16 protein-coding genes are annotated in these 18,340 nt (G+C 61.4%); 3 read left to right on the top strand and 13 right to left on the bottom strand.

What is annotated here, in order from left to right:
- Positions 1-88: 88 nt before the first annotated feature.
- From FKCLFG_RS15000 to FKCLFG_RS14950, 11 genes are all read right to left on the bottom strand, one after another.
- Complete coding sequence (locus FKCLFG_RS15000) at positions 89-1,561, bottom strand: efflux transporter outer membrane subunit (protein WP_472613867.1); 1,473 nt, start codon at positions 1,559-1,561, stop codon at positions 89-91.
- A 32-nt stretch (positions 1,562-1,593) separates the two neighbouring features.
- Positions 1,594-2,487, bottom strand: coding sequence for an efflux RND transporter periplasmic adaptor subunit (locus FKCLFG_RS14995; protein WP_472613866.1), 894 nt, complete (start codon positions 2,485-2,487; stop codon positions 1,594-1,596).
- Between the two features lies 1 nt (position 2,488).
- Positions 2,489-2,698 carry a DUF1656 domain-containing protein gene (locus FKCLFG_RS14990; RefSeq protein WP_472613865.1) on the bottom strand — a complete coding sequence of 70 codons (210 nt, stop codon included), beginning with the start codon at positions 2,696-2,698 and terminating at the stop codon, positions 2,489-2,491.
- Positions 2,695-4,746: an FUSC family protein gene (locus tag FKCLFG_RS14985; RefSeq protein ID WP_472613864.1), complete on the bottom strand. Its 2,052-nt coding sequence runs from the start codon at positions 4,744-4,746 to the stop codon at positions 2,695-2,697. The genes FKCLFG_RS14990 and FKCLFG_RS14985 overlap by 4 nt, the downstream gene beginning before the upstream one ends.
- Complete coding sequence (locus FKCLFG_RS14980; RefSeq protein ID WP_472613863.1) at positions 4,743-5,213, bottom strand: MarR family winged helix-turn-helix transcriptional regulator; 471 nt, start codon at positions 5,211-5,213, stop codon at positions 4,743-4,745. The genes FKCLFG_RS14985 and FKCLFG_RS14980 overlap by 4 nt, the downstream gene beginning before the upstream one ends.
- A gap of 324 nt (positions 5,214-5,537) precedes the next feature.
- Complete coding sequence (locus tag FKCLFG_RS14975) at positions 5,538-6,716, bottom strand: VanZ family protein (RefSeq protein WP_472613862.1); 1,179 nt, start codon at positions 6,714-6,716, stop codon at positions 5,538-5,540.
- 3 nt (positions 6,717-6,719) lie between these two features.
- On the bottom strand, positions 6,720-7,373 hold the full coding sequence (locus tag FKCLFG_RS14970; RefSeq protein WP_472613861.1) for an ABC-type transport auxiliary lipoprotein family protein: 654 nt from the start codon (positions 7,371-7,373) through the stop codon (positions 6,720-6,722).
- Positions 7,374-7,535: 162 nt separating this feature from the next.
- Positions 7,536-8,477 (bottom strand): MlaD family protein, encoded by a 942-nt coding sequence (locus FKCLFG_RS14965; protein ID WP_472613860.1) that lies wholly within the window; start codon positions 8,475-8,477, stop codon positions 7,536-7,538.
- Entirely contained in the window at positions 8,467-9,264 is a 798-nt protein-coding gene (locus FKCLFG_RS14960) for an ABC transporter ATP-binding protein (RefSeq protein WP_472613859.1), read from the bottom strand. The genes FKCLFG_RS14965 and FKCLFG_RS14960 overlap by 11 nt, the downstream gene beginning before the upstream one ends.
- Positions 9,264-10,403, bottom strand: a complete 1,140-nt coding sequence (locus FKCLFG_RS14955; protein WP_472613858.1) for an MlaE family ABC transporter permease — start codon at positions 10,401-10,403, stop codon at positions 9,264-9,266. Before FKCLFG_RS14955 ends, FKCLFG_RS14960 begins: the two co-directional genes overlap by 1 nt.
- A gap of 31 nt (positions 10,404-10,434) precedes the next feature.
- The gene (locus FKCLFG_RS14950) at positions 10,435-11,076 is read right to left on the bottom strand and encodes a TetR family transcriptional regulator (RefSeq protein WP_472613857.1); all 642 of its coding nucleotides are present in this window, start codon (positions 11,074-11,076) and stop codon (positions 10,435-10,437) included.
- Between the two features lie 363 nt (positions 11,077-11,439).
- On the opposite strand from FKCLFG_RS14950, the gene FKCLFG_RS14945 reads away from it, so the two are divergent.
- The 3 genes from FKCLFG_RS14945 to FKCLFG_RS14935 are packed head-to-tail and all read left to right on the top strand — an operon-like array spanning position 11,440 to position 17,337.
- Positions 11,440-12,681, top strand: a complete 1,242-nt coding sequence (locus tag FKCLFG_RS14945) for an efflux RND transporter periplasmic adaptor subunit (protein ID WP_472613856.1) — start codon at positions 11,440-11,442, stop codon at positions 12,679-12,681.
- 11 nt (positions 12,682-12,692) lie between these two features.
- Positions 12,693-15,845 (top strand): efflux RND transporter permease subunit, encoded by a 3,153-nt coding sequence (locus tag FKCLFG_RS14940; RefSeq protein WP_472613855.1) that lies wholly within the window; start codon positions 12,693-12,695, stop codon positions 15,843-15,845.
- Between the two features lie 46 nt (positions 15,846-15,891).
- The gene (locus FKCLFG_RS14935) at positions 15,892-17,337 is read left to right on the top strand and encodes an efflux transporter outer membrane subunit (protein ID WP_472615875.1); all 1,446 of its coding nucleotides are present in this window, start codon (positions 15,892-15,894) and stop codon (positions 17,335-17,337) included.
- A 373-nt stretch (positions 17,338-17,710) separates the two neighbouring features.
- Here the strand turns inward: FKCLFG_RS14935 and FKCLFG_RS14930 are convergent, their stop codons facing one another.
- Both FKCLFG_RS14930 and FKCLFG_RS14925 read right to left on the bottom strand, forming a co-directional pair.
- Entirely contained in the window at positions 17,711-18,127 is a 417-nt protein-coding gene (locus tag FKCLFG_RS14930; protein WP_472613854.1) for a type II toxin-antitoxin system HicB family antitoxin, read from the bottom strand.
- 2 nt (positions 18,128-18,129) lie between these two features.
- Positions 18,130-18,315 (bottom strand): type II toxin-antitoxin system HicA family toxin, encoded by a 186-nt coding sequence (locus FKCLFG_RS14925; protein ID WP_472613853.1) that lies wholly within the window; start codon positions 18,313-18,315, stop codon positions 18,130-18,132.
- Positions 18,316-18,340 lie beyond the last annotated feature (25 nt).

The raw sequence follows: 18,340 nt of genomic DNA, 5'->3' as shown, positions 1-18,340 counted from the left end.
CCTTAATATTTTCATTCAATGCATGGCATTGCGTCGCTGCCGCGCTTGCAGCGTCGCCACCAAGTGGGGGACTGGCCGGTATCCGGCGTCAGCGCGACGCCGGCCTCTGTGCTTGGTTGGCGGCAATCGCGGCCGGCTCCCAGCCGCCGCCAAGGGACAGGAACAAGCTCACCTGATCCGCCGCCAATTGCGCGTCCGATACCGCCAGTGTGCTTTCCGCGGCGGCCAGGGTGCGATCGGCATCCAGCGTGGTCAGGAAATCTGTACGGCCGTAGCGGTACAGGCTGCGCGCCTGCCCCGACGCCAGCGCGCTTTGGTCGCGTGCCGCCTGCAACGCGGCATTCCGGTCGAGCTCGCGCGCATAGACCGTCAACGCGCTTTCGGTTTCACGCAATGCATTCAGCACGGCGGCATCGAAGCGCGCCAATGCGGCGTCGCTGCCCGCTTCGGCCTGGGCAATGCGACTGCGGGCCGAACCGGTTGCTGGTAGTGTCCACGATATCAGCGGCCCCAGGCTCCAGCGCAGGGCATCGGCGGCGCCGAACTGCGCCAGCGTGCCGCTGCTGCCGGCCGACAGGCCGAGGCTGATGCTCGGATACAGCTCGGCCGTCGCCACGCCAATGCGCGCGGTGGCAGCAGCCAAGCCGCGTTCCGCCTGGCGAATGTCGGGACGGCGGCGTAGCAGCGCTGCGCCATCGCCAACCGGAATTGGCGACGTCAGCCGTGGCGCCGCACTGCACTGATCGACATCCTTCGGCAGCATGCCGGGCAGGTCGCCGGTCAACACGGCCAGCCGGTATTGCGCAGTGCGGTGTTGCGCCAGCAGCGGCGGCACTGCGGCATGCAGTTGTTCCAGCTGGCTGTGGGCGCGACTGCTATCCAAAGGGGTGCCGCGTCCGGCGCGCACCCGCTGTTCGGTCAGTTGCACGAATTGCTGCTGCAGGCCGAGCGAGTGTTGCGCCACCAGGATTTGCTGGCCGGAGGTACAGGTATCGACATAGGCGCGCGCGGTCTCCGCCGCCACCGTCACCCGCGCCAGGTCGTAGCCGGCCTGGGCGGCCTGGGTGTCGGCACCGGCCGCTTCGACCGCCCGGGCAATTTTGCCGAACAGGTCGATTTGATACGACACGCTGACGCCGGCATCGTGCGACCAGGCATCCGGCAGCGCTGCGCTCAAGCCATTCGCCGCGGCGGAGGGCCGCCCATACGCCGGTGCGGCATTGACGCCAAGCGCAGGGCGGCCCGCTGCTTCAGCCTCATTTTGCAGCGCCCGTGTGCGCGCCAGGTTGGCTGACGCGATGCGCAAATCGGTATTGGCGGCAAATGCTTGTGCAATCAGCCGGTCGAGCGTTTCATCCCGATACAGGCGCCACCATTGCGGCGGCAGCGGGCTGGCCTGGAATGGCGCTTCCGCCGCGCCAATAAACTGGCCGGCAGCGGCCGGCAGCTTGGCTGCCGCTTGCGACGGCACATGGTAATCGGGGCCGACGGTGCCGCAGGCAGCTACTGCCATGAGTAGCGCAACGGCGATGACCGTGCGCATGATGCAGGCTGATTTCATGGTGTCAAACATCCTGGCTATCGAGTGCTGCATCAACGGGCAGCGGCAAGTGCGACCTTGTGGTGGACTTCCACCGTGACGGTCTGCCCGGCCACCAGCCGGATCGTGGCCGGCACCCGGTCGAGCGCCACGCGTACCGGGATGCGCTGCGCCAGCCGCACCCAGTTGAAGGTGGGGTTGACGTTCGGCAGCAAATTGCTGCCGGTGCTGCGGTCGCGGTCGGCGATGCCTTGCGCAAAGCTGTCCACATGCCCGCTCAGTGCCTGCTTCTCGCCCATCAGCGCTACCGACACCGGATCGCCGACCTGAATCCCCGGCAGCTTGGTTTCCTCGAAATAGCCTTCGGCATAAAACGAGTCGTGGTCGACCAAGGCCATGACCGGACGGCTGGCAGTGACATAGGTGCCGGGCTGCAGGTCGAGATTGGTGACGACGCCATTGACTACGGACACGACCCGGGTGCGCGCCAGGTTGAGCCTGGCCAGATCGAGATTGGCCAGTGCCTGCGCCAGTGCGGCGCGGGTTTGCTCGACATGCGACTGGCCCTGCTCGCGCACTTCTTGCGCGACCAGTTCGTGCAGTTCGGTATTGCGGCGGGCTTCCCTGAGGGCTTGCGCCAGCGCGACGCGTTGCGCCTGTTCGGCCGCTTCAGCCTGCCGCAGGGCCAGTTCGAAGCGGGCCCGGTCGATCTCGAACAGCACCTGGCCGGTGGCGACACGCTGGTTGTCGTGCACGTGGACTGCCGTTACCTGGCCGGTGACATCCGGCGCCACCTGCACCACATTGGCCCTGATGCGGCCGTCGCGGGTCCAGGGTTCGACTTCATAGTGCTGCCAAAGGCGCCAGCCGATGGCAAGGGCGGCGGCTACGGCGGCCAGTGTCACGGCGACCCGGCCAATCGCCGGCAATGAAAATTTGATGGACATGTCAGTAGACCTGATTCGGTAAGAGGAAGGTGAAACCGCCCAGAATGATGATGAACAAGGCAAAGTCAAACAGCGCCGGATGCCATACCAGCCGGTAGAAGCCCAGCCGCGCCAGCAGGTAGCTTAGAGTGCGCGAGCAGGCCAGCGACAGCAGGCACAACAGCAAAATCCAGGGAATATAGATGCCGTAAAGGCTGAATTCGCCGATCATCGGGATTCCTCAGGTACGCGGATAAATGGTTGGTAAGGCGACGCAGCCGGAAACAGGTCGCGCCGGATGCTGGCCAGCGCTGCAATCGCCCGCAGCCGTTCCTTGCCGGACGCAGTTGCGCAGGCGGCGCGCAGCGTGGCGTCGATGTCATCGAGCAACGCAGGGGTTGCAGCAGCGGCAGGCTGGATGTGCTGCTGGCGGAAGTGCGCCGATAGGTTTTGCATCAGCGGCCGCAGCGGCACGCCATCCTGTTCCAGCCGCGGCTGGAGGTTGCGCAATTGCGCGATGCTCAGCCCGACCCGCAGATCGCCGAGCGCATCGACCGCACTTAAATCCTGTTGCTGGCCATTCATGGCCAGGCGGGGCGTCAGCAGCGCGATCCGGTCGAGCATGCGTGCCGAAACCTCCATCACCGAGGGCGCACGCTCGGCTGTGCCCATCTGGGCCAATTCGCTCCAGCCGGCGCGCAGCAGCCGGCGCGCAGTCCATTGCGCGCTCACTGAACGCAGCAGGCGGGTAAACAACACGGCGGCAATGGCGCCGAGCACCTGCGCCAGCATGCCGTTGATGAATGAAACCATGTCCGCAGTTCCGGTATCCTCCAAGCTCATCATGCCGGCTACGCCGAACAGCGTCGCCATTGCCTGGAGGCTCGTTGCGGGTCGGGCTGCGTAGATCCCAAGCAGCAGGAAAATCGGGGCTGCAGCAAAGGCGAACATCTCGAAACTATGCACGGCCGGCAGCACCACCAGCAGGTAAAACGCCGAAATCGGAATCGACAGCAGGGTGTAATTCAGAAACAGCCGGATGCCCGGCACCGGATCGTCCTGGGTGGCGAAGAAACAGCAGAACACGGCAGCCATCATCGCTGCCGCCGATCCGGCCGGCCAGGCGGTGGCGATCCAGAATGCGCAGCATGCGGCAATCGCAATCACGGCCGCGAACGCCGAGCGCAGCGCCATGCCGTGATCGCGATGCAACACTGCGGGCGACTGGCTGGCTTGCCGCTGCGGCCCGGCGGGCAGGGTGCCATGCAGGACGGCATCGAGATGGCGGCGCAACTCCAGGCATGCCGCACCGGCGTCGACCAGCGCGCGCAGGCGCACTGCCAGATTCAGTCGGAGGATTTCGTCCCAGCCGGCGTCGGGCCCGATATCCGGCGTCAGGCCGGACAGCGCTGCGCGCAAGCGCAACGCTGTCTCGGGCCTGGCGGATTGGCCATCCTGCACCCATGCCGCGATGTCGCGCATCACATCGCGCCAGCGCGGTGTCAGGCTGGCGGCATCGATCTGATGGATTGCCTGCAGCCTATCCTCTACCGCTGACAGCGTCGGCAGCATGATTGCCAGCCGGTCTTGTATCGTATGGATCGTGCCTGAAGTCCAGCGCAGGTGCGAGGTATCAAACGGCAGATGGGTCGACATCAGCCGCAATTCGGTGATATCCCCGGCTAGCGTGCGTCGGGCGCGCACGCCATGATCCGAATCGTTGCCAGTCATGACATCGTGAATCCAGCGCTGCGCATCACCGATCGCGCGGTCCACGCGCGCCAGCAGCACCGGGCCCAGGCTTTGCGGAAATACCAGGGTGTGCACCACGGTCGCACACAGGATGCCGAGGCTGATCTCTTCGACTCGCGCTAATGCAACATCGAATATGGTCGCCGGCTCGGTCACGGCCGGAAAGCCGATCAGGGCAGCGGTGTAGCCGGCCAGCATGAACACATAGGAGCGCGGGGTGCGGTCCAGCAGCGAAAAATACAGGCAGGCGCCGACCCAGCAAGCCAGTGCCAGCGACAACAACTCGGGAGCATTCACCAGCTGCGGCACCAGCAACACCGTGACGGTCGAGCCGAGCAGCGTGCCGCCGATCCGGTACACCGCCTTCGAGCGCACCGCCCCTGCAAGCGGGCTGGCAACCACGTAGGCGGTCATCATGGCCCAGAACGGACGCGGCAAGCCGATGCGGGAAGCCAGATACAGCGCCAGCATCGATGCCGAGAAACACTTGAGCGAGTACAGAATCTCACCGGCAGTGGGGCGTTTCACGATGCTTTCCGGCCCCCTTGCGCGACTTCAGTTCCGGTCAGTGCGACGTGCAGCGTTTCCAATACGCGGGCACAGGTCTCGATCTCGGATTTATCCATGCCATCGAACAGCTTGCGGCGAAACGGAATCAATGCCTTTTCGAGGCGGGATGCGCATTGTCGTCCGCTAGCGGTCAGATGCAGCGTCTTGGCGCGACGGTCGCTGCTGTCGTCATGGCGCTCGACCAGGCCGGCATCGACCAATTGGTCGATGACCCGCACCAGCGAAGGCGGTTCCAGCCCCAAGGCGTCGGCCACCGCACCGGGGCGCACGCCATCGCCGAGCCGGCCAATCATCACAATCGGCCAGGCAGTGGCATGCGACAGGTCGAAATCGCTGGCCATTTTGTCGGCGGCGGACTTGTAGGCGCGCGCCACTTGCGTGAGCGCCATCGTGAGGTGCATCAGGGTATGGTCGAAACTTTGCATGCGAATTTGCCTGGAGTTTTAATTAGCTTGATATATATTAGCATGCTAATTAAATACCGGTACGGCTGCGATATTCTTTGTCTTTGCAAGGCGTTGCCGCACGCAACTGCCGACACAGCGTCAAGCCATCTTCTCCCGGCAGCGTCAAGTCCAGAATCACTACATCGTAATGTTCACCGGCCAGCGCTGTGCGATGCGATACCGAAATCGGCCTGCTAATTGCAAAGCAGGGTACGGATTTCGTATCGTCGTCGACGATCAGGGGCGGGTGGATTGGCGCATGGTTTTTTTATTTTTGGAATTGCTTTGCGGCCGTGCTTCCGGCTACTGGCGCTTGACGCGGTGCAGCGGATGCAACAAAAACCACAGCGTTAAAAACGGCCATAACAGCGACAGGAAGTGTGCGGCGCCGTTGAAGTTCAGGAATTTCCCCTGCACCCAGGCTTGCAGCGTCGCCACGAAGTAGGGATTGACGGGCACGCTGTTGACCGCCAGCAAGCTCACTGTCAGCATCAGTACCGCCAGCCGGCGCTGGATCACGGGCTGCGTATAGATCAGCCCGGACAGCATCAGCGCCGCCACCAGCAGACCGCCCTGGGCTCCGGTGGTGAGCCAGACAAAGGCATTTTCGGGCGCAAACAGCAAGGCACTGGCGAGCGATTTGGTGGCCAGCGCAGCGCCGATCAACATCAGCGTGAGCGCCACTTTGGGCGCGCTCTTGCGCAGCAGGCAGTGCAGCAGCAACACCGCGCCGGTCAGTCCGGACGCAGTAATGAGCGTCTCCAGCAACCAGTATTGCCCCGCGCTAGTCTCAGGATTGCGGCTCAGAAATGCGTTCAGATGGATCGGCGCCGATAGCAGATCGCTTTGCCAGCCGGTGAGTGAGTCCGTTAGCGTCTCCGGGATCCAGTCAGAGAGCGCATCCGAGATCCAGTCCGACAGGATCGGCAGCAGCTGGCCGTGACCGAACAAGTAGCCTTGCGGGAAAATTTGCGCCAGCGGCCACAGCGCCAGCAGAATCATGCCGCTGCTGGCCTGATGCTGAAACCATTGCTGGCGCAGCAGGCGCAGGCGGCCGCGTTCCAGCAGCGCGGCCGCGCTCCAGGTCGCCAGCAGCGCGCCGATGCAGACGCCGCCGAGGTTGGTGTAAAAGTCCAGCATCGAGGAAACCCGGCTCGGCAGATATTGTTGCACCGCCTCCATCGCGCCCGATACCAGTGCGCCGGCCAGAATCGCGAGGACAACCGCGCCGGCTTTCTTGACCCGCGGATGCAGCGCGTACACGATCAGCATGCCGAGCGGAATGTAGCCGGCGATGTTGATCAGGGCGTCGAATTTGGTCCAGTATTTCGGCATCGGCGCCCACAGGTAACCCCATGGCGGCAGGCCGACGTCGCGCCAGCCCGAGAATGGAAACCAGCTGGCATAGACGATCAGAAACAGGTAAGCCAGCAGCGTGATGCGTGCCAGCGGCGAAGGTTGCAGTGGCGCTTCTTCGGTCATCGATTATTTTTGCAGCGGTGCAGGTGATACAGGCGTCTCGGCCAGCCACGCCATCATTTCGCCGATCAATGCATCGCTGGCGCTGGCCATCGCCTGCGCGCCGCCGCCGGCGTCGGCGCTGGATGCGGCTATACGCTGGCGGAAGGACTTTTGCGCCAGCAGGGTGCGGCCCTTGAACAGCGTGGCGCGCAGCGCGAGTTGCGCGTCGCTCTGGTTAGGGCTGCTGAAGTTCTGGATCATTTCATCGACTTCGATGCGCAGCAGCGGCAGCGTACCCGCGCTTTCGCGGCCCGACAACACCACGGTGCCGGCTTGCGCCAGGCGCGCCTTGAGGCGCTGCTCCAGCAATTGCGCCGGCGTCATGCTCCAGCGGCTGCCGGCATACGAACGGGTTTGCAAGTCGCTGGCATAGGCCAGCCGGTACCGCATCAGCGGGCTGTTCAGCGCGGCGGGCGCATCCACGCTGGCAATCGACAGCGCCGGCAGCGGGGTGCTCGCTACCGTACCGGCGCTGTCCGCACTGGCCGTACTTGCCACCGGCAGCGGGCCGAAATCGTACAGATTGAGCGGGGCGCGGGTGGCGCAGCCGGCCACCAGCATGCACAGCAGTAGCAGTACGGGGTGCAAATAATGGCCGGTTTTTTGGAATGGATGCATGGCGGGTCCTTGGTCTGGCGTTATTGTGCGCTGCGGCTTACGGGCTGGCGTATTGCGTATATACACGCCAGCGTATTTTTCAACTGCCAATGAAATAGTGCGGAAAACATATTCTTTTTTCCTATACTGTCACATATTTCAATATGTCTAAGGTGCAATCGCTTACTTGCCCTGAAAGCCCGCTTCGCCCGGTCCGGGCGGCAGATCGGGCGCGCCGAGCAGGATGCTTTGCGGGTTTTCGCCGAATTTCTCGATGCTGCGGTTGAGGCTCTGCATCGTGCTGCGCGCTTCGCTGGTCAGAACATTGATCCTAGGTAATGTATCGCGCTCGATGTTGTCGGCAATCGTGCTGTAGTGGTCCGCGGTATCGGTGATTTTGGCCAGCGGCCCGTCAGCGGCCTGCAGTTGCCGGCTGGTCTTGGCCAGATCGACCGTCAGCGCGCTGGCGTCTTTGGACAGCGCCGAGATCGATGTCAGGGCCTGTTGCACTTGGTCGGCCAGCGCCGGCAGTTTCGCCAGGGTTGGCTCCAGCTGTCGCGGCAACGCTTCCAGCGTAGCGGCGGCGCTGCCGATGTGATCGATGGCGCCGATGATTTTTTGCTGGTTGGCCGGCGCCAGCAGCGCGTTGAAATTGGCAGTCAGGGCTTCGGTCTGCTTCAGGATTGCAGCGCTGCGGCTCTGGATGTTGTCGAGGATGCTGGGCCGGATTTCGATGCGGGCCGGGCGGCTTTTGTTGCTGGCCAAGTGCGCCGGCTTGCTGCCGTCGTCGTCCAGCTCGACATAAGCGATCCCGGTCACGCCCTGATAGCCGAGCGTGCCGAAGGTCGACTGCGTGATCGGGGTGTGCGGATCGACGCTGATCTGGACCAGAATTTCGCCAGGTTGGCGCGGATTGAAGCCGATCGCATCGACCTGACCGACATCGAGCCCGCGATAGCGCACCGTTGCCTGCGGATTGAGGCCAGACACCGCCAGCGTGGTTGTCATTATGTAAGGCACCCGATCGACCCGGTCGCGGTTGAACCAGAGCGCGAAAAACACCGCTGCAACCAACAGCGCAACGGTAAACAGGCCGGCCATCAGCGCGTGTGATTTATTTTCCATGATGGGTTTCCATTTTAGTATCCAATGCTTCCAGCGCACGGCGGCCGCGTGCGCCGTGGAAGAAATCCTTGATGAACGGGTGCTCGAAGGCGATCACTTCGGCAGGCGCGGCGTTGATGATCACGCGCTTGTCGGCCAGCACCGCAATCTTGCTCGACAGCGCCAGCAGCGTATCGAGGTCGTGCGTGACCATTACCACCGTCAGTTTGAGTTCCTGGTGCAGCGACCGTATCAGACTCACGAAGGTCTCCGACATGTCCGGATCGAGACCGGCGGTGGGCTCATCCAGGAACAGCAGTTCCGGCTCCAGCGCCAGCGCGCGCGCCAACGCGACCCGTTTGACCATGCCGCCGGACAGGTCGGCCGGCATCTTGAGCGCATCTTGCGGGCCGAGATCGACCATGCCGAGCTTGAGCAGCACGGTGTCGCGGATCAGGTCTTCCGGCAAATAGCGCAATTCGCGCAGCGGTTGCGCCACATTCTCGAACGCCGACAGCGAGGAAAACAGCGCGCCGTGCTGGAACAGCATGCCCCAGCGCTGGCGCAGCGCCTGCAATTGCTGCACGCTGGTGCGCTGAATATCTTCGCCGAAGACCCGCACGCTACCGCCGGTGGGGCGCTGCAAGTCGAGAATCTGGCGCAGCACGGTGGTTTTGCCGGAACCGGAGCCGCCCACCAGCGACAGGATTTCGCCCGGCTGGACGCTCAGGTTCAGGTTCTCGAGGATGACGTTGCGCCCGAAGCGCATGCAGATATCCTGCAGTTCGATGATCGGGGCGGTAGTCATCAGTAGCCGACTCCGCTGAAGACGATCGCAAACACTGCATCGGCCAGAATCACCACCGTGATCGCGCTAACCACCGAGGTAGTGGTGCCGTGCCCGAGGCTTTCGGTATTCGGTTTGATGCGCAAGCCGAAATGGCACGACACCAGCGCGATCAGTGCGCCGAACACCACGCCCTTGCCGAGTCCGATCCAGTAATTCGGCAGCGACACCGCATCCGGCAGCGACTGGATGAAATAGCTGGGCGACATATCCAGTTGCAGCTGGGCCGCCGTCATGCCGCCGATCAGCGCGATCGCGTCGGTCCAGATCACCAGCAACGGCATCGCAATCGCCAGCGCAATGACTTTCGGCAGCACCAGCCGGAAGCCGTGCGGCAAGCCCATCACCAGCATCGCATCAAGTTCTTCGGTAACCCGCATCACGCCCAGCTGGGCGGTAATCGCCGAGCCGGATCGCCCGGCCACCAAAATCGCCGCCAGCAGCGGTCCCAGTTCGCGGATGATGCTCATGCCCAGGATATTGACCAGATAAATGTCGCCGCCGAAGGTGTGCAATTGCTGCGCCGACAGGTACGACAACACCACGCCGATCAGAAACCCGACCAAGGCGGTGATGCCGAGCGCCTGAAAGCCGATATGGAAGATATTCGCCGAAATTTCTTTCCACGGGCCGCGTGCGGGATTGCGCGCGAACTGGCCGAAGTCCAGCACCAGTTGCCCGATGAGCCCGATGAAACTCTGGATGTGTTCGAAAAAATCCAGTACGCTGCCGCCCAGCGTGACCAGTGGCAGCAGCCGTTGCGCTGGCTGCTGCGGCAATGCGAGATGGCTGGCGTCTGCCAAACGCGCAAAAAAGCTTTCATGTTCGGGCGCCAGCGTCAGCTTGATTGGCCGGGTTTTATCCCATAAATTCCAGAAAAATTGCGCACCGATGTGGTCTAGGCGATCAATCTGCGATAAATCCCATTGCATGTCGTTGCTATTACTGTCGGGCGGGATCGATTGGACGCTGGCACGGAGCGCCTGCATGACCTTTTTTTGCGCCATTTTTTGCACCAGCCAGATGCCGGACGCGCGCAACGTCACGCCGTTGCCGTCAAGGCGGTCAACGGTGAGTGCGGGGTCTTGTTTGCTTGGCATGCTTGTAGTGTAAGGGAGAAGTAGCGCTACGTCATCCGGGCGTGCGCAGTGATTTGCTGCCGCTATACAAGCTGGCCATTGCGACATCGAGAACCTTTTCGGCGTCCGCTACCAGATCAAATTTTTCCGGCGCAAACAACCACAGATGGAGCAGGCCGTCGAACGTGACATGCAGCATCAGCGCGGCCAGGCGCAGATCCAGATCGGCCGGCACTTGCCCTTTGGCTTTCGCATTGGCCAGGATGCGCTCCAGGTTGAACTGGCCGTGCGCCAGCCACTCCCGGCGCTGAATCAGAATCGGATCGTTGACATCGACGAATTCGCATTTATGGGAAAGGATCGTCAATACCTTGCGGTTATGCGGGTTTTCGACCGCCTGGCGCATCACGAACAGGCCGGCCTCGCGCAACTGGCCCAGCGGATCACTGGTGCTGGCGTTGGCGGTCGCTTCGATCATGGTTTCCATCGGTGAGCGAATGCGCTGGCACATCGCGTCGAACAGATCGGCCTTGTTGGTGAAGTGCCAGTAAACCGCGCCGCGCGTCACGCCCGCGGCGGCGGCCACGTCGGCCAGCGAAGTGTTCGACACGCCCTTGGCATTAAATACGTCTTCGGCCGCATCGAGAATGCGCTCGTGGGTTTCCAGCGCTTTTTCCTTGGTACATCTTGCCATGATGAATGTCCTTGAATGTCCTGGTTTGCCCATAGAGCAGGCACGACAGGCTGGCATTACTTAATATTACGGGAATCATTGATAACGATTTTCAATCGCTCATCAATTTAACATACATTCACGAATGTATATATAATAGCCCGAGTTCCCGCTGCACCAGCAGCATCGAAGCAATATATGTAGGATGGGCGAAACCCATCCTTTTTTGACAGCAGTTGAAGAGCGATGGATTTCACCCATCACCTTTTATATACTGGGATTTTCGTCTTTTGGCGTCGTAGTTATTTCCGTCTTCGCCCCATCCATTTGTCTGCCGCTCCAGCGCAGCAGGTGGTTTGCCAACCATTACCGTATGAGAGTTCTATGACATCACATCAACGCTTTGCGCGCCTGGCTGCCGTACTCGCCGTGTTATCCATTTTCGCCGGCTGCAGCGAAAAACCCAAGGCCGCGGCCGCACCCGGCGCGCCAGCGCCCGAAGTGTCGGTGATGACGGTGGCATTGCAGCGGCTAACCATCAGCAACGAATTGCCGGGCCGGTTGGAAGCCACCCGGGTGGCGCAAGTGCGCGCTCGCGTAGCCGGCATCGTGCAGAAACGTGAATTCCGCGAGGGCAGCGAAGTCAAGGCGGGCGAGCTGCTGTTCAGGATCGATCCGGCCCCGTATCAGGCTACTTTCGAGAGTGCTCAGGCGGCACTGGCCAGGACCGAGGCCAACCTGGCGCAGGCCAATCTGAAGCTGCAGCGTTACAAGCCGCTAATAGAAATCAATGCGGTGAGCAAGCAGGAATATGACGACGCCGGCACCGCGCAGAAACAGGCTGCCGCCGACGTCGCCTCAGCCAAGGCGGCGCGCACCACCGCCGGCCTGAATCTCGGTTACGCCCGGGTGACCGCGCCGATTTCCGGCCGCATCGGCCGTGCGCTGGTGACTGAAGGCGCGTTGGTCGGCCAAGGTGAAGCCACCCAACTGGCGACGATTCAGCAACTCGATCCGATTTACGTCAACCTGACCCAATCCAGCACCGATCTGCTGAAACTGCAGCGCGCGCTGGCCAACGGCGAACTGCAAAGCGTAGGCCAGGGCAAGGCTGCGGTCACGCTGGTGATGGAAGATGGCACGTCGTACCCGCTGCCGGGCAAGCTACTGTTTTCCGATGTGAGCGTGGATGAAGGCACCGGCGCGGTCAGCTTGCGGGCTGAATTTCCGAACCCGAACCGCCGCCTGTTGCCTGGCATGTATGTGCGCGCCAAGCTGGAACAGGGCATCCGGGAACAAGCCATTAGCGTGCCGCAGCAAGCGCTTACGCGCGGTGCCGACGGCGCTACTGTGATGGTGGTCGGAGCCGACGACAAGGTGGCTGTGCGTACGGTGATAACCGGCAGCGCGCAGGGCAATGACTGGCTGATCAAGGATGGACTGAAAGCCGGTGACCGGGTGGTGGTGGAAGGGCTGCAAAAAATCAAGCCGGGCGCTGCCGTCAAGGTCGTGCCATGGCAGCCGCAAGCGGCAAATACTGCCAAAGGCACAGTGCCTTCTGCGCAACAAAATAGCGCTAAAAAGACTGATACTCCCAAAGTTGTTCCAACCGCAAAAGCGCAATAAGGATTCATAAAATGGGAAAATTCTTCATTGATCGACCGGTATTTGCGTGGGTGCTGGCGATCTTCATCATGCTGGCCGGCATCTTGGCCATTACGCAATTGCCGATATCGCAATATCCGAGCATCGCCCCGCCCACCATCGTGGTGACGGCGAACTATCCGGGCGCCACCGCCCAAGTCCTGGACGATAGCGTCACCAGCCTGATCGAACAGGAAATGAACGGCGCCGAAGGCTTGCAATATATAGAGTCGCAAAGCCAGGCCAACGGCCAGGTGCAGATCACGGTGACTTTTTCCACCAGCACCAATCCCGATCTGGCAGCGGTGGATGTGCAAAACCGCCTGAAACGGGTCGAGGCGCGCCTGCCGCAAGCGGTCACACAGCAAGGCGTGCAAGTCACCAAATCGCGCAGCAATTTCCTGATGTTCATCACGCTGGCATCCAAAGACGGTAGTCTCAATCCGATTGCGCTGGGCGATTATGCGTCGCGCAATGTATTGAATGAAATCAAGCGCCTGCCTGGCGTCGGGCAAGCCCAGTTGTTCGGCACCGAACGGGCGATGCGGATCTGGATCGATCCGGCCAAGCTGGTCGGCTATAAGCTGACCCCGGCCGATGTCTCCACCGCGATCAAGAACCAGAATGCCCAGGTCGCATCTGGCACCCTGGGCGATTTGCCGAGCCCTGCCGGGCAGCAGATTTCCGCCACTATCGTGGTCTCCGGGCAGTTATCCACACCCGAGCAGTTCGGCGACATCGTGCTGCGCGCCAATGCCGACGGTTCAATGGTGCGGCTGCGCGATGTAGCGCGGATTGAAATCGGTGGTCAGGCTTATGCCACTTCAGCGCGTATCGACGGCAAGCCGATTACGGCAATCGGGGTGCAATTGTCGCCTACCGCGAATGCGCTGGGCACCGCCAAGGCAGTGCATGCCAAGATGGAAGAGTTGTCGAAATATTTCCCGTCCGGCATCCAGTACCTGGTGCCTTACGACACCTCGAAGTTCGTGCAGATTTCGATTGAAGAAGTGGTCAAGACCCTGCTCGAAGCAATTGTGCTGGTGTTCCTGGTGATGTACCTGTTCCTGCAGAATATCCGCTACACGCTGATTCCTACCATCGTGGTGCCGGTGGCGTTGCTGGGTACCTTTGCCACCTTGCTGCTGTTTGGATTTTCGATCAACGTGCTGACCATGTTCGGCATGGTGCTGGCGATTGGTATCCTGGTCGATGATGCGATCGTGGTGGTGGAAAACGTCGAGCGCATCATGAGCGAAGAAGGTTTGTCGCCGCGCGACGCCACCCGTAAAGCGATGGGCCAAATTACCGGCGCGCTGATCGGTATCACACTGGTGCTGATCGCGGTATTCATCCCGATGGCGTTCTTCGGCGGCGCAGTCGGTGCGATTTATCGCCAGTTCTCGCTCTCGATGGTGGCGTCGATGTTCTTCTCGGTGCTGATGGCGTTTACCCTGACGCCGGCACTCTGCGCGACGCTTCTGAAACCGGTCGAGGCCGGCCATCATCACGAAAAAACTGGTTTTTTCGGCTGGTTCAATCGCGGGTTCGGCCGCACCGCCACCGGTTACCAAAGTTTTATTGGCAAGATGCTGGGCAAGGCCGGGCGTTACATGCTGGTGTACGGCTTGATTGTGCTCTGCGTCGGCTTGCTGTACGTGCGTTTGCCGGCATCGTTTTTGCCGACCGAAGATCAAGGCTTCCTGGTAACCAACATGCAGTTGCCGCCAGGCGCCAGCGCCGAGCGCACGCTTGAAGTCGTCAAACAGGTGGAAGATTACTACCTGAAACAGCCCGGCATTGCCCATATCGTCGCCGTGACTGGCTTCAGCTTTTCAGGCAGCGGCCAGAATGCCGGCCTGGCATTTACGCCGCTGAAGGACTGGAGCGAACGCGGGCCGGAAGATTCGGCCGATGCGATTGCCAGCCGGGCCATGGGCGCGCTGTCGAAAATCAAGGATGCCATCGTGTTTCCGGTCAACCCGCCGCCGATTGCGGAACTGGGCAACGCCACCGGCTTTACCTTCCGCTTGCAGGACCGCGCCGGGGTTGGACACGATGCGTTAGTCGCGGCGCGCAATCAGATGCTGGGCTTGGCGTCACAGAGCAAGGTGCTGGCCGGGGTGCGGCCGGAAGGGCTGGAAGATGCGCCGCAACTGCAGCTCGATATCGACCGCGACAAGGCCAATGCGCTCGGCGTTACGTTTGCCGATATCAATAGCGTGCTCTCGACGTCGCTCGGTTCCAGCTATGCCAATGACTTCCCCAATCAGGGGCGTCAGCAGCGCGTGATCGTGCAAGCCGATGCGCCGCAGCGTTTGCAGCCGGAAGATCTGGATAAACTGTACGCCCGCAATGCCAAGGGCGAGATGGTGCCGTTCTCGGCTTTCACCACTTCGCACTGGCTCACCGGTCCGGTGCAGTTGATTCGTTATAACGGCTATCCGGCCATGAAGATTTCCGGTGGCGCCGCTCCCGGCTCCAGTACCGGTGATGCGATGACCGAAATGGAAACGCTGATGGCCAAACTGCCGCCCGGCTTCGGCTTTGAATGGACCGGCCAGTCGCTGGAAGAAAAGACCTCCGGCTCGCAAGCGCCGATGCTGTACGCACTGTCGCTGCTGGCGGTATTTCTGGTGCTGGCTGCACTGTACGAAAGCACCTCGATTCCGGTAGCGGTGATGCTGGTGGTGCCGCTCGGGATTCTCGGTGCGCTGTTGGGCGTGACCTTGCGCGGCATGCCTAACGACGTGTATTTCAAGGTCGGGATGATCGCGGTGGTCGGCCTGTCGGCCAAGAATGCGATCCTGATCATCGAATTCGCCAAAGACCTGCAGGCGCAAGGCAAGGGCCTGATCGAAGCCACGCTGGAAGCGGTGCACTTGCGGTTCCGGCCGATCATCATGACTTCGCTGGCCTTCATCCTCGGCGTATTGCCGCTGGTGCTGGCCAGCGGCGCCGGCTCGGCCGCGCAGCGCGCGATCGGCACCGGCGTCATGTTCGGCATGATTACCGCCACCTTGCTGGCAGTGTTCCTGGTGCCGATATTCTTCGTCGTGGTGCGCACCCTGTTCAAGGGCAGCGAGCGGCAACGCAAGATGTACGCGAGCCATAAGAAAATCGATGTGGAGAATGAGAATGTTTGAATCCAAAATGTTTAAATCGAAAATTTTTAAATCCGTGCAGCAACGCATGTCAGCGCTGCCAGCCGTGTCGGCATTGCCGGCCCTGTTGCTGGTCGCCGGCGTACTGTCGGGCTGTTCGCTGACGCCGCAATATGTGCGCCCCGATGCGCCCGTGGCTGCCAGCTACAGCACCGCATCCGACAACGCCGCAACGGACAATGCCGCCAGCCGCTCGGCGGTCGACATCGGCTGGCGCGAGTTCTTCACGGATGCGCGGCTGCAGGCGCTGATCGCCAGCGCGCTGGACAACAACCGCGACTTGCGCACAGCCGCCCTGCGGATCGAAGAAGCGCGGGCCCAGTACAACATCCAGTCGGCCGACCGGTTGCCGAACCTGAACGGCGTTGCCAGCGGATCGCGCAGCAAGACGCCGGCTAGTCTGACGTCGCAAAGTGGCAATGCCGGCATCGGCAGCCGCTACGACGTCGGCGTCAGCCTGGCCTCGTTCGAGCTGGATTTTTTCGGCCGGGTGCGCAGCCTGAATGACGCCGCCCTGGCGCAATATCTGGCCACCGAAGAAGCGCGTCAGTCAGTCAAAATCAGTTTGGTGTCGGAAGTCGCCAAGGCGTATCTGGCCGAGCGCGGGTTTGCCGAACAACGTGCGCTGGCGCAGCAATCGTTCGATGCGCGCAATAGCGGCTACCAGCTGGCGCAGAAACGCTTTGAAGTCGGCGCCAGTTCCGCGCTCGATTTGCGTGGCGAAGAATCCCTGCTGCAGACGGCCAGAGTAGCGCTAGTCACGCTGTCGCGCCAGCGCGCCCAGGCGGAAAACGCACTGGTGCTGCTGGTCGGCAAGCCGTTGACCGAACTGCCGCCGGCACAACCGCTGTCGGCGCAAAACATCATCGCCGAAATTCCGGCCGGACTGCCGTCGGACCTGTTGGCCAGCCGCCCCGATATCCGCCAGTTCGAGCAAAAATTGAAATCCGCCAACGCCAATATCGGCGCAGCACGGGCCGCATTCTTCCCGCGTATTTCACTTACCGCCAGCGCCGGCACCGCCAGCGGTGCGTTGTCGGGATTGTTCGATGCCGGCTCCGGCGCGTGGTCGTTCGCGCCGCAGCTGGTGTTGCCGATCTTCGATGGCGGGCGCAACCGGGGTAATTTGAATCTGGCCGAAGTGCGCAAAAACCTGGCGATTGTCGATTACGAAAAGGCGATTCAAGTCGCCTTTCGCGAAGTCTCCGATGCGCTGGTGGCGCGCAGCCTGCTCGATGAACAGATCGAGGCCCAGGCCGCAGTCAAGGACGCCGAAGCCGAGCGCCTGAAACTCTCCGAAGCGCGTTTTCGCAATGGCATCGCCAGCTCGCTCGACGTGCTCGACGCCCAGCGCCAATCGTTCGCCGCCGAGCAGACGCTGGTGCAGGTGCAGTTGTTGCGCCTGACCAATGCGATCGACCTGTACCGCGCGTTGGGCGGCGGTTCGATGGAAACTGGCGCCGCAGTGCAATGAGCAGATAGCTAGCGGTAGGGGTGTAGTAGGGGTTTCGAATGGCCCGCCATTCGAAACCCCTACTACACCCAAATCGGCTGCATTTGGCATCGCTGATATTGCAAAATAACTGGAGTATAGTTAAAAATAGTGCAATTACCGCATGTATTCATTGTGATAATGAAAAATACATAAGTCGGTATTATTAAATTTTGATGCGGCTTCTGCCCCATCAAAACGCGCCATCTCAAAACCCGCGCCACCGTTCCAGCGGCAACTCTTCAGTCTCCACGGTCTGGTTATACGCGGCGATTGAAATCAGCATGCTGTTGCGTCCAGCGGCGCTCTTGCTCACGCAGCCAACTCGCGCAAACAGGTATCGCAGACTGAAGCGTCAGCCATGTGCAGAGCTGTAATGCGTCGCCTCGGTCACGCCTACCCTGGCCAGGTATGCGGAACGGCTCTCGCCGGCCCGCTTCGCAGCCTCATCGATGATATGCAGCACCCGGCGCGGCAACGTGATATTTACCCGCTCGGTCACGTCTTCCAGTCGGCTCATGTCGATTTCGACCAAGGCCCAGACCCATCCGGCATAGTCTGCGTTGGCTTGATGATCGGCCAATCGGTGAATGGCCGGCAGCGGTTCGCCTGCGCTAAGCAGTGCTTCGATATGCAGCTCGATTGCTTCTTTCGCGTTGGTCACCGCTTCATCCAGGGTGTCGCCGGCCGAGTAGCATCCGGGCAGATCCGGCACCACCACGCCGTATGCTGTGTTTTCATCTCCCGGTTCAATCACAATTGGGTATCGCATCATCATTCCTTTAATCCGGCCTGTTTCAAAATCGTTTTGACCAAGCCGACGCCCAAATCCTTTTTGGGGTGCGGCACGGTCACAACCCCCGGGCGGCCTTCTTTCCTGAGTTGGTGATGGCTGCCGCTGATGCGAACGACCTCAAAGCCATTCTTTTTTAACAGTTTTATCAGGTCAGCGCTTTTCATCGTGATGTGTATCATACACACTTAA

Source organism: Gelidimonas denitrificans, from assembly GCF_055694065.1.
The sequence above is the reverse complement of the archived record's forward strand: the minus strand, read 5'-3'. Positions and strand labels throughout refer to the sequence as shown.

Bases quoted from the DNA above. Each gene is read 5' to 3' on its own strand.
- FKCLFG_RS15000 (WP_472613867.1), bottom strand. From the start codon at position 1,561: ATGAAATCAGCCTGCATCATGCGCACGGTCATCGCCGTTGCGCTACTC.
- FKCLFG_RS14995 (WP_472613866.1), bottom strand. From the start codon at position 2,487: ATGTCCATCAAATTTTCATTGCCGGCGATTGGCCGGGTCGCCGTGACA.
- FKCLFG_RS14990 (WP_472613865.1), bottom strand. From the start codon at position 2,698: ATGATCGGCGAATTCAGCCTTTACGGCATCTATATTCCCTGGATTTTG.
- FKCLFG_RS14980 (WP_472613863.1), bottom strand. From the start codon at position 5,213: ATGCAAAGTTTCGACCATACCCTGATGCACCTCACGATGGCGCTCACG.
- FKCLFG_RS14975 (WP_472613862.1), bottom strand. From the start codon at position 6,716: ATGACCGAAGAAGCGCCACTGCAACCTTCGCCGCTGGCACGCATCACG.
- FKCLFG_RS14970 (WP_472613861.1), bottom strand. From the start codon at position 7,373: ATGCATCCATTCCAAAAAACCGGCCATTATTTGCACCCCGTACTGCTA.
- FKCLFG_RS14965 (WP_472613860.1), bottom strand. From the start codon at position 8,477: ATGGAAAATAAATCACACGCGCTGATGGCCGGCCTGTTTACCGTTGCG.
- FKCLFG_RS14960 (WP_472613859.1), bottom strand. From the start codon at position 9,264: ATGACTACCGCCCCGATCATCGAACTGCAGGATATCTGCATGCGCTTC.
- FKCLFG_RS14955 (WP_472613858.1), bottom strand. From the start codon at position 10,403: ATGCCAAGCAAACAAGACCCCGCACTCACCGTTGACCGCCTTGACGGC.
- FKCLFG_RS14950 (WP_472613857.1), bottom strand. From the start codon at position 11,076: ATGGCAAGATGTACCAAGGAAAAAGCGCTGGAAACCCACGAGCGCATT.
- FKCLFG_RS14945 (WP_472613856.1), top strand. From the start codon at position 11,440: ATGACATCACATCAACGCTTTGCGCGCCTGGCTGCCGTACTCGCCGTG.
- FKCLFG_RS14940 (WP_472613855.1), top strand. From the start codon at position 12,693: ATGGGAAAATTCTTCATTGATCGACCGGTATTTGCGTGGGTGCTGGCG.
- FKCLFG_RS14935 (WP_472615875.1), top strand. From the start codon at position 15,892: ATGTCAGCGCTGCCAGCCGTGTCGGCATTGCCGGCCCTGTTGCTGGTC.
- FKCLFG_RS14930 (WP_472613854.1), bottom strand. From the start codon at position 18,127: ATGCGATACCCAATTGTGATTGAACCGGGAGATGAAAACACAGCATAC.
- FKCLFG_RS14925 (WP_472613853.1), bottom strand. From the start codon at position 18,315: ATGAAAAGCGCTGACCTGATAAAACTGTTAAAAAAGAATGGCTTTGAG.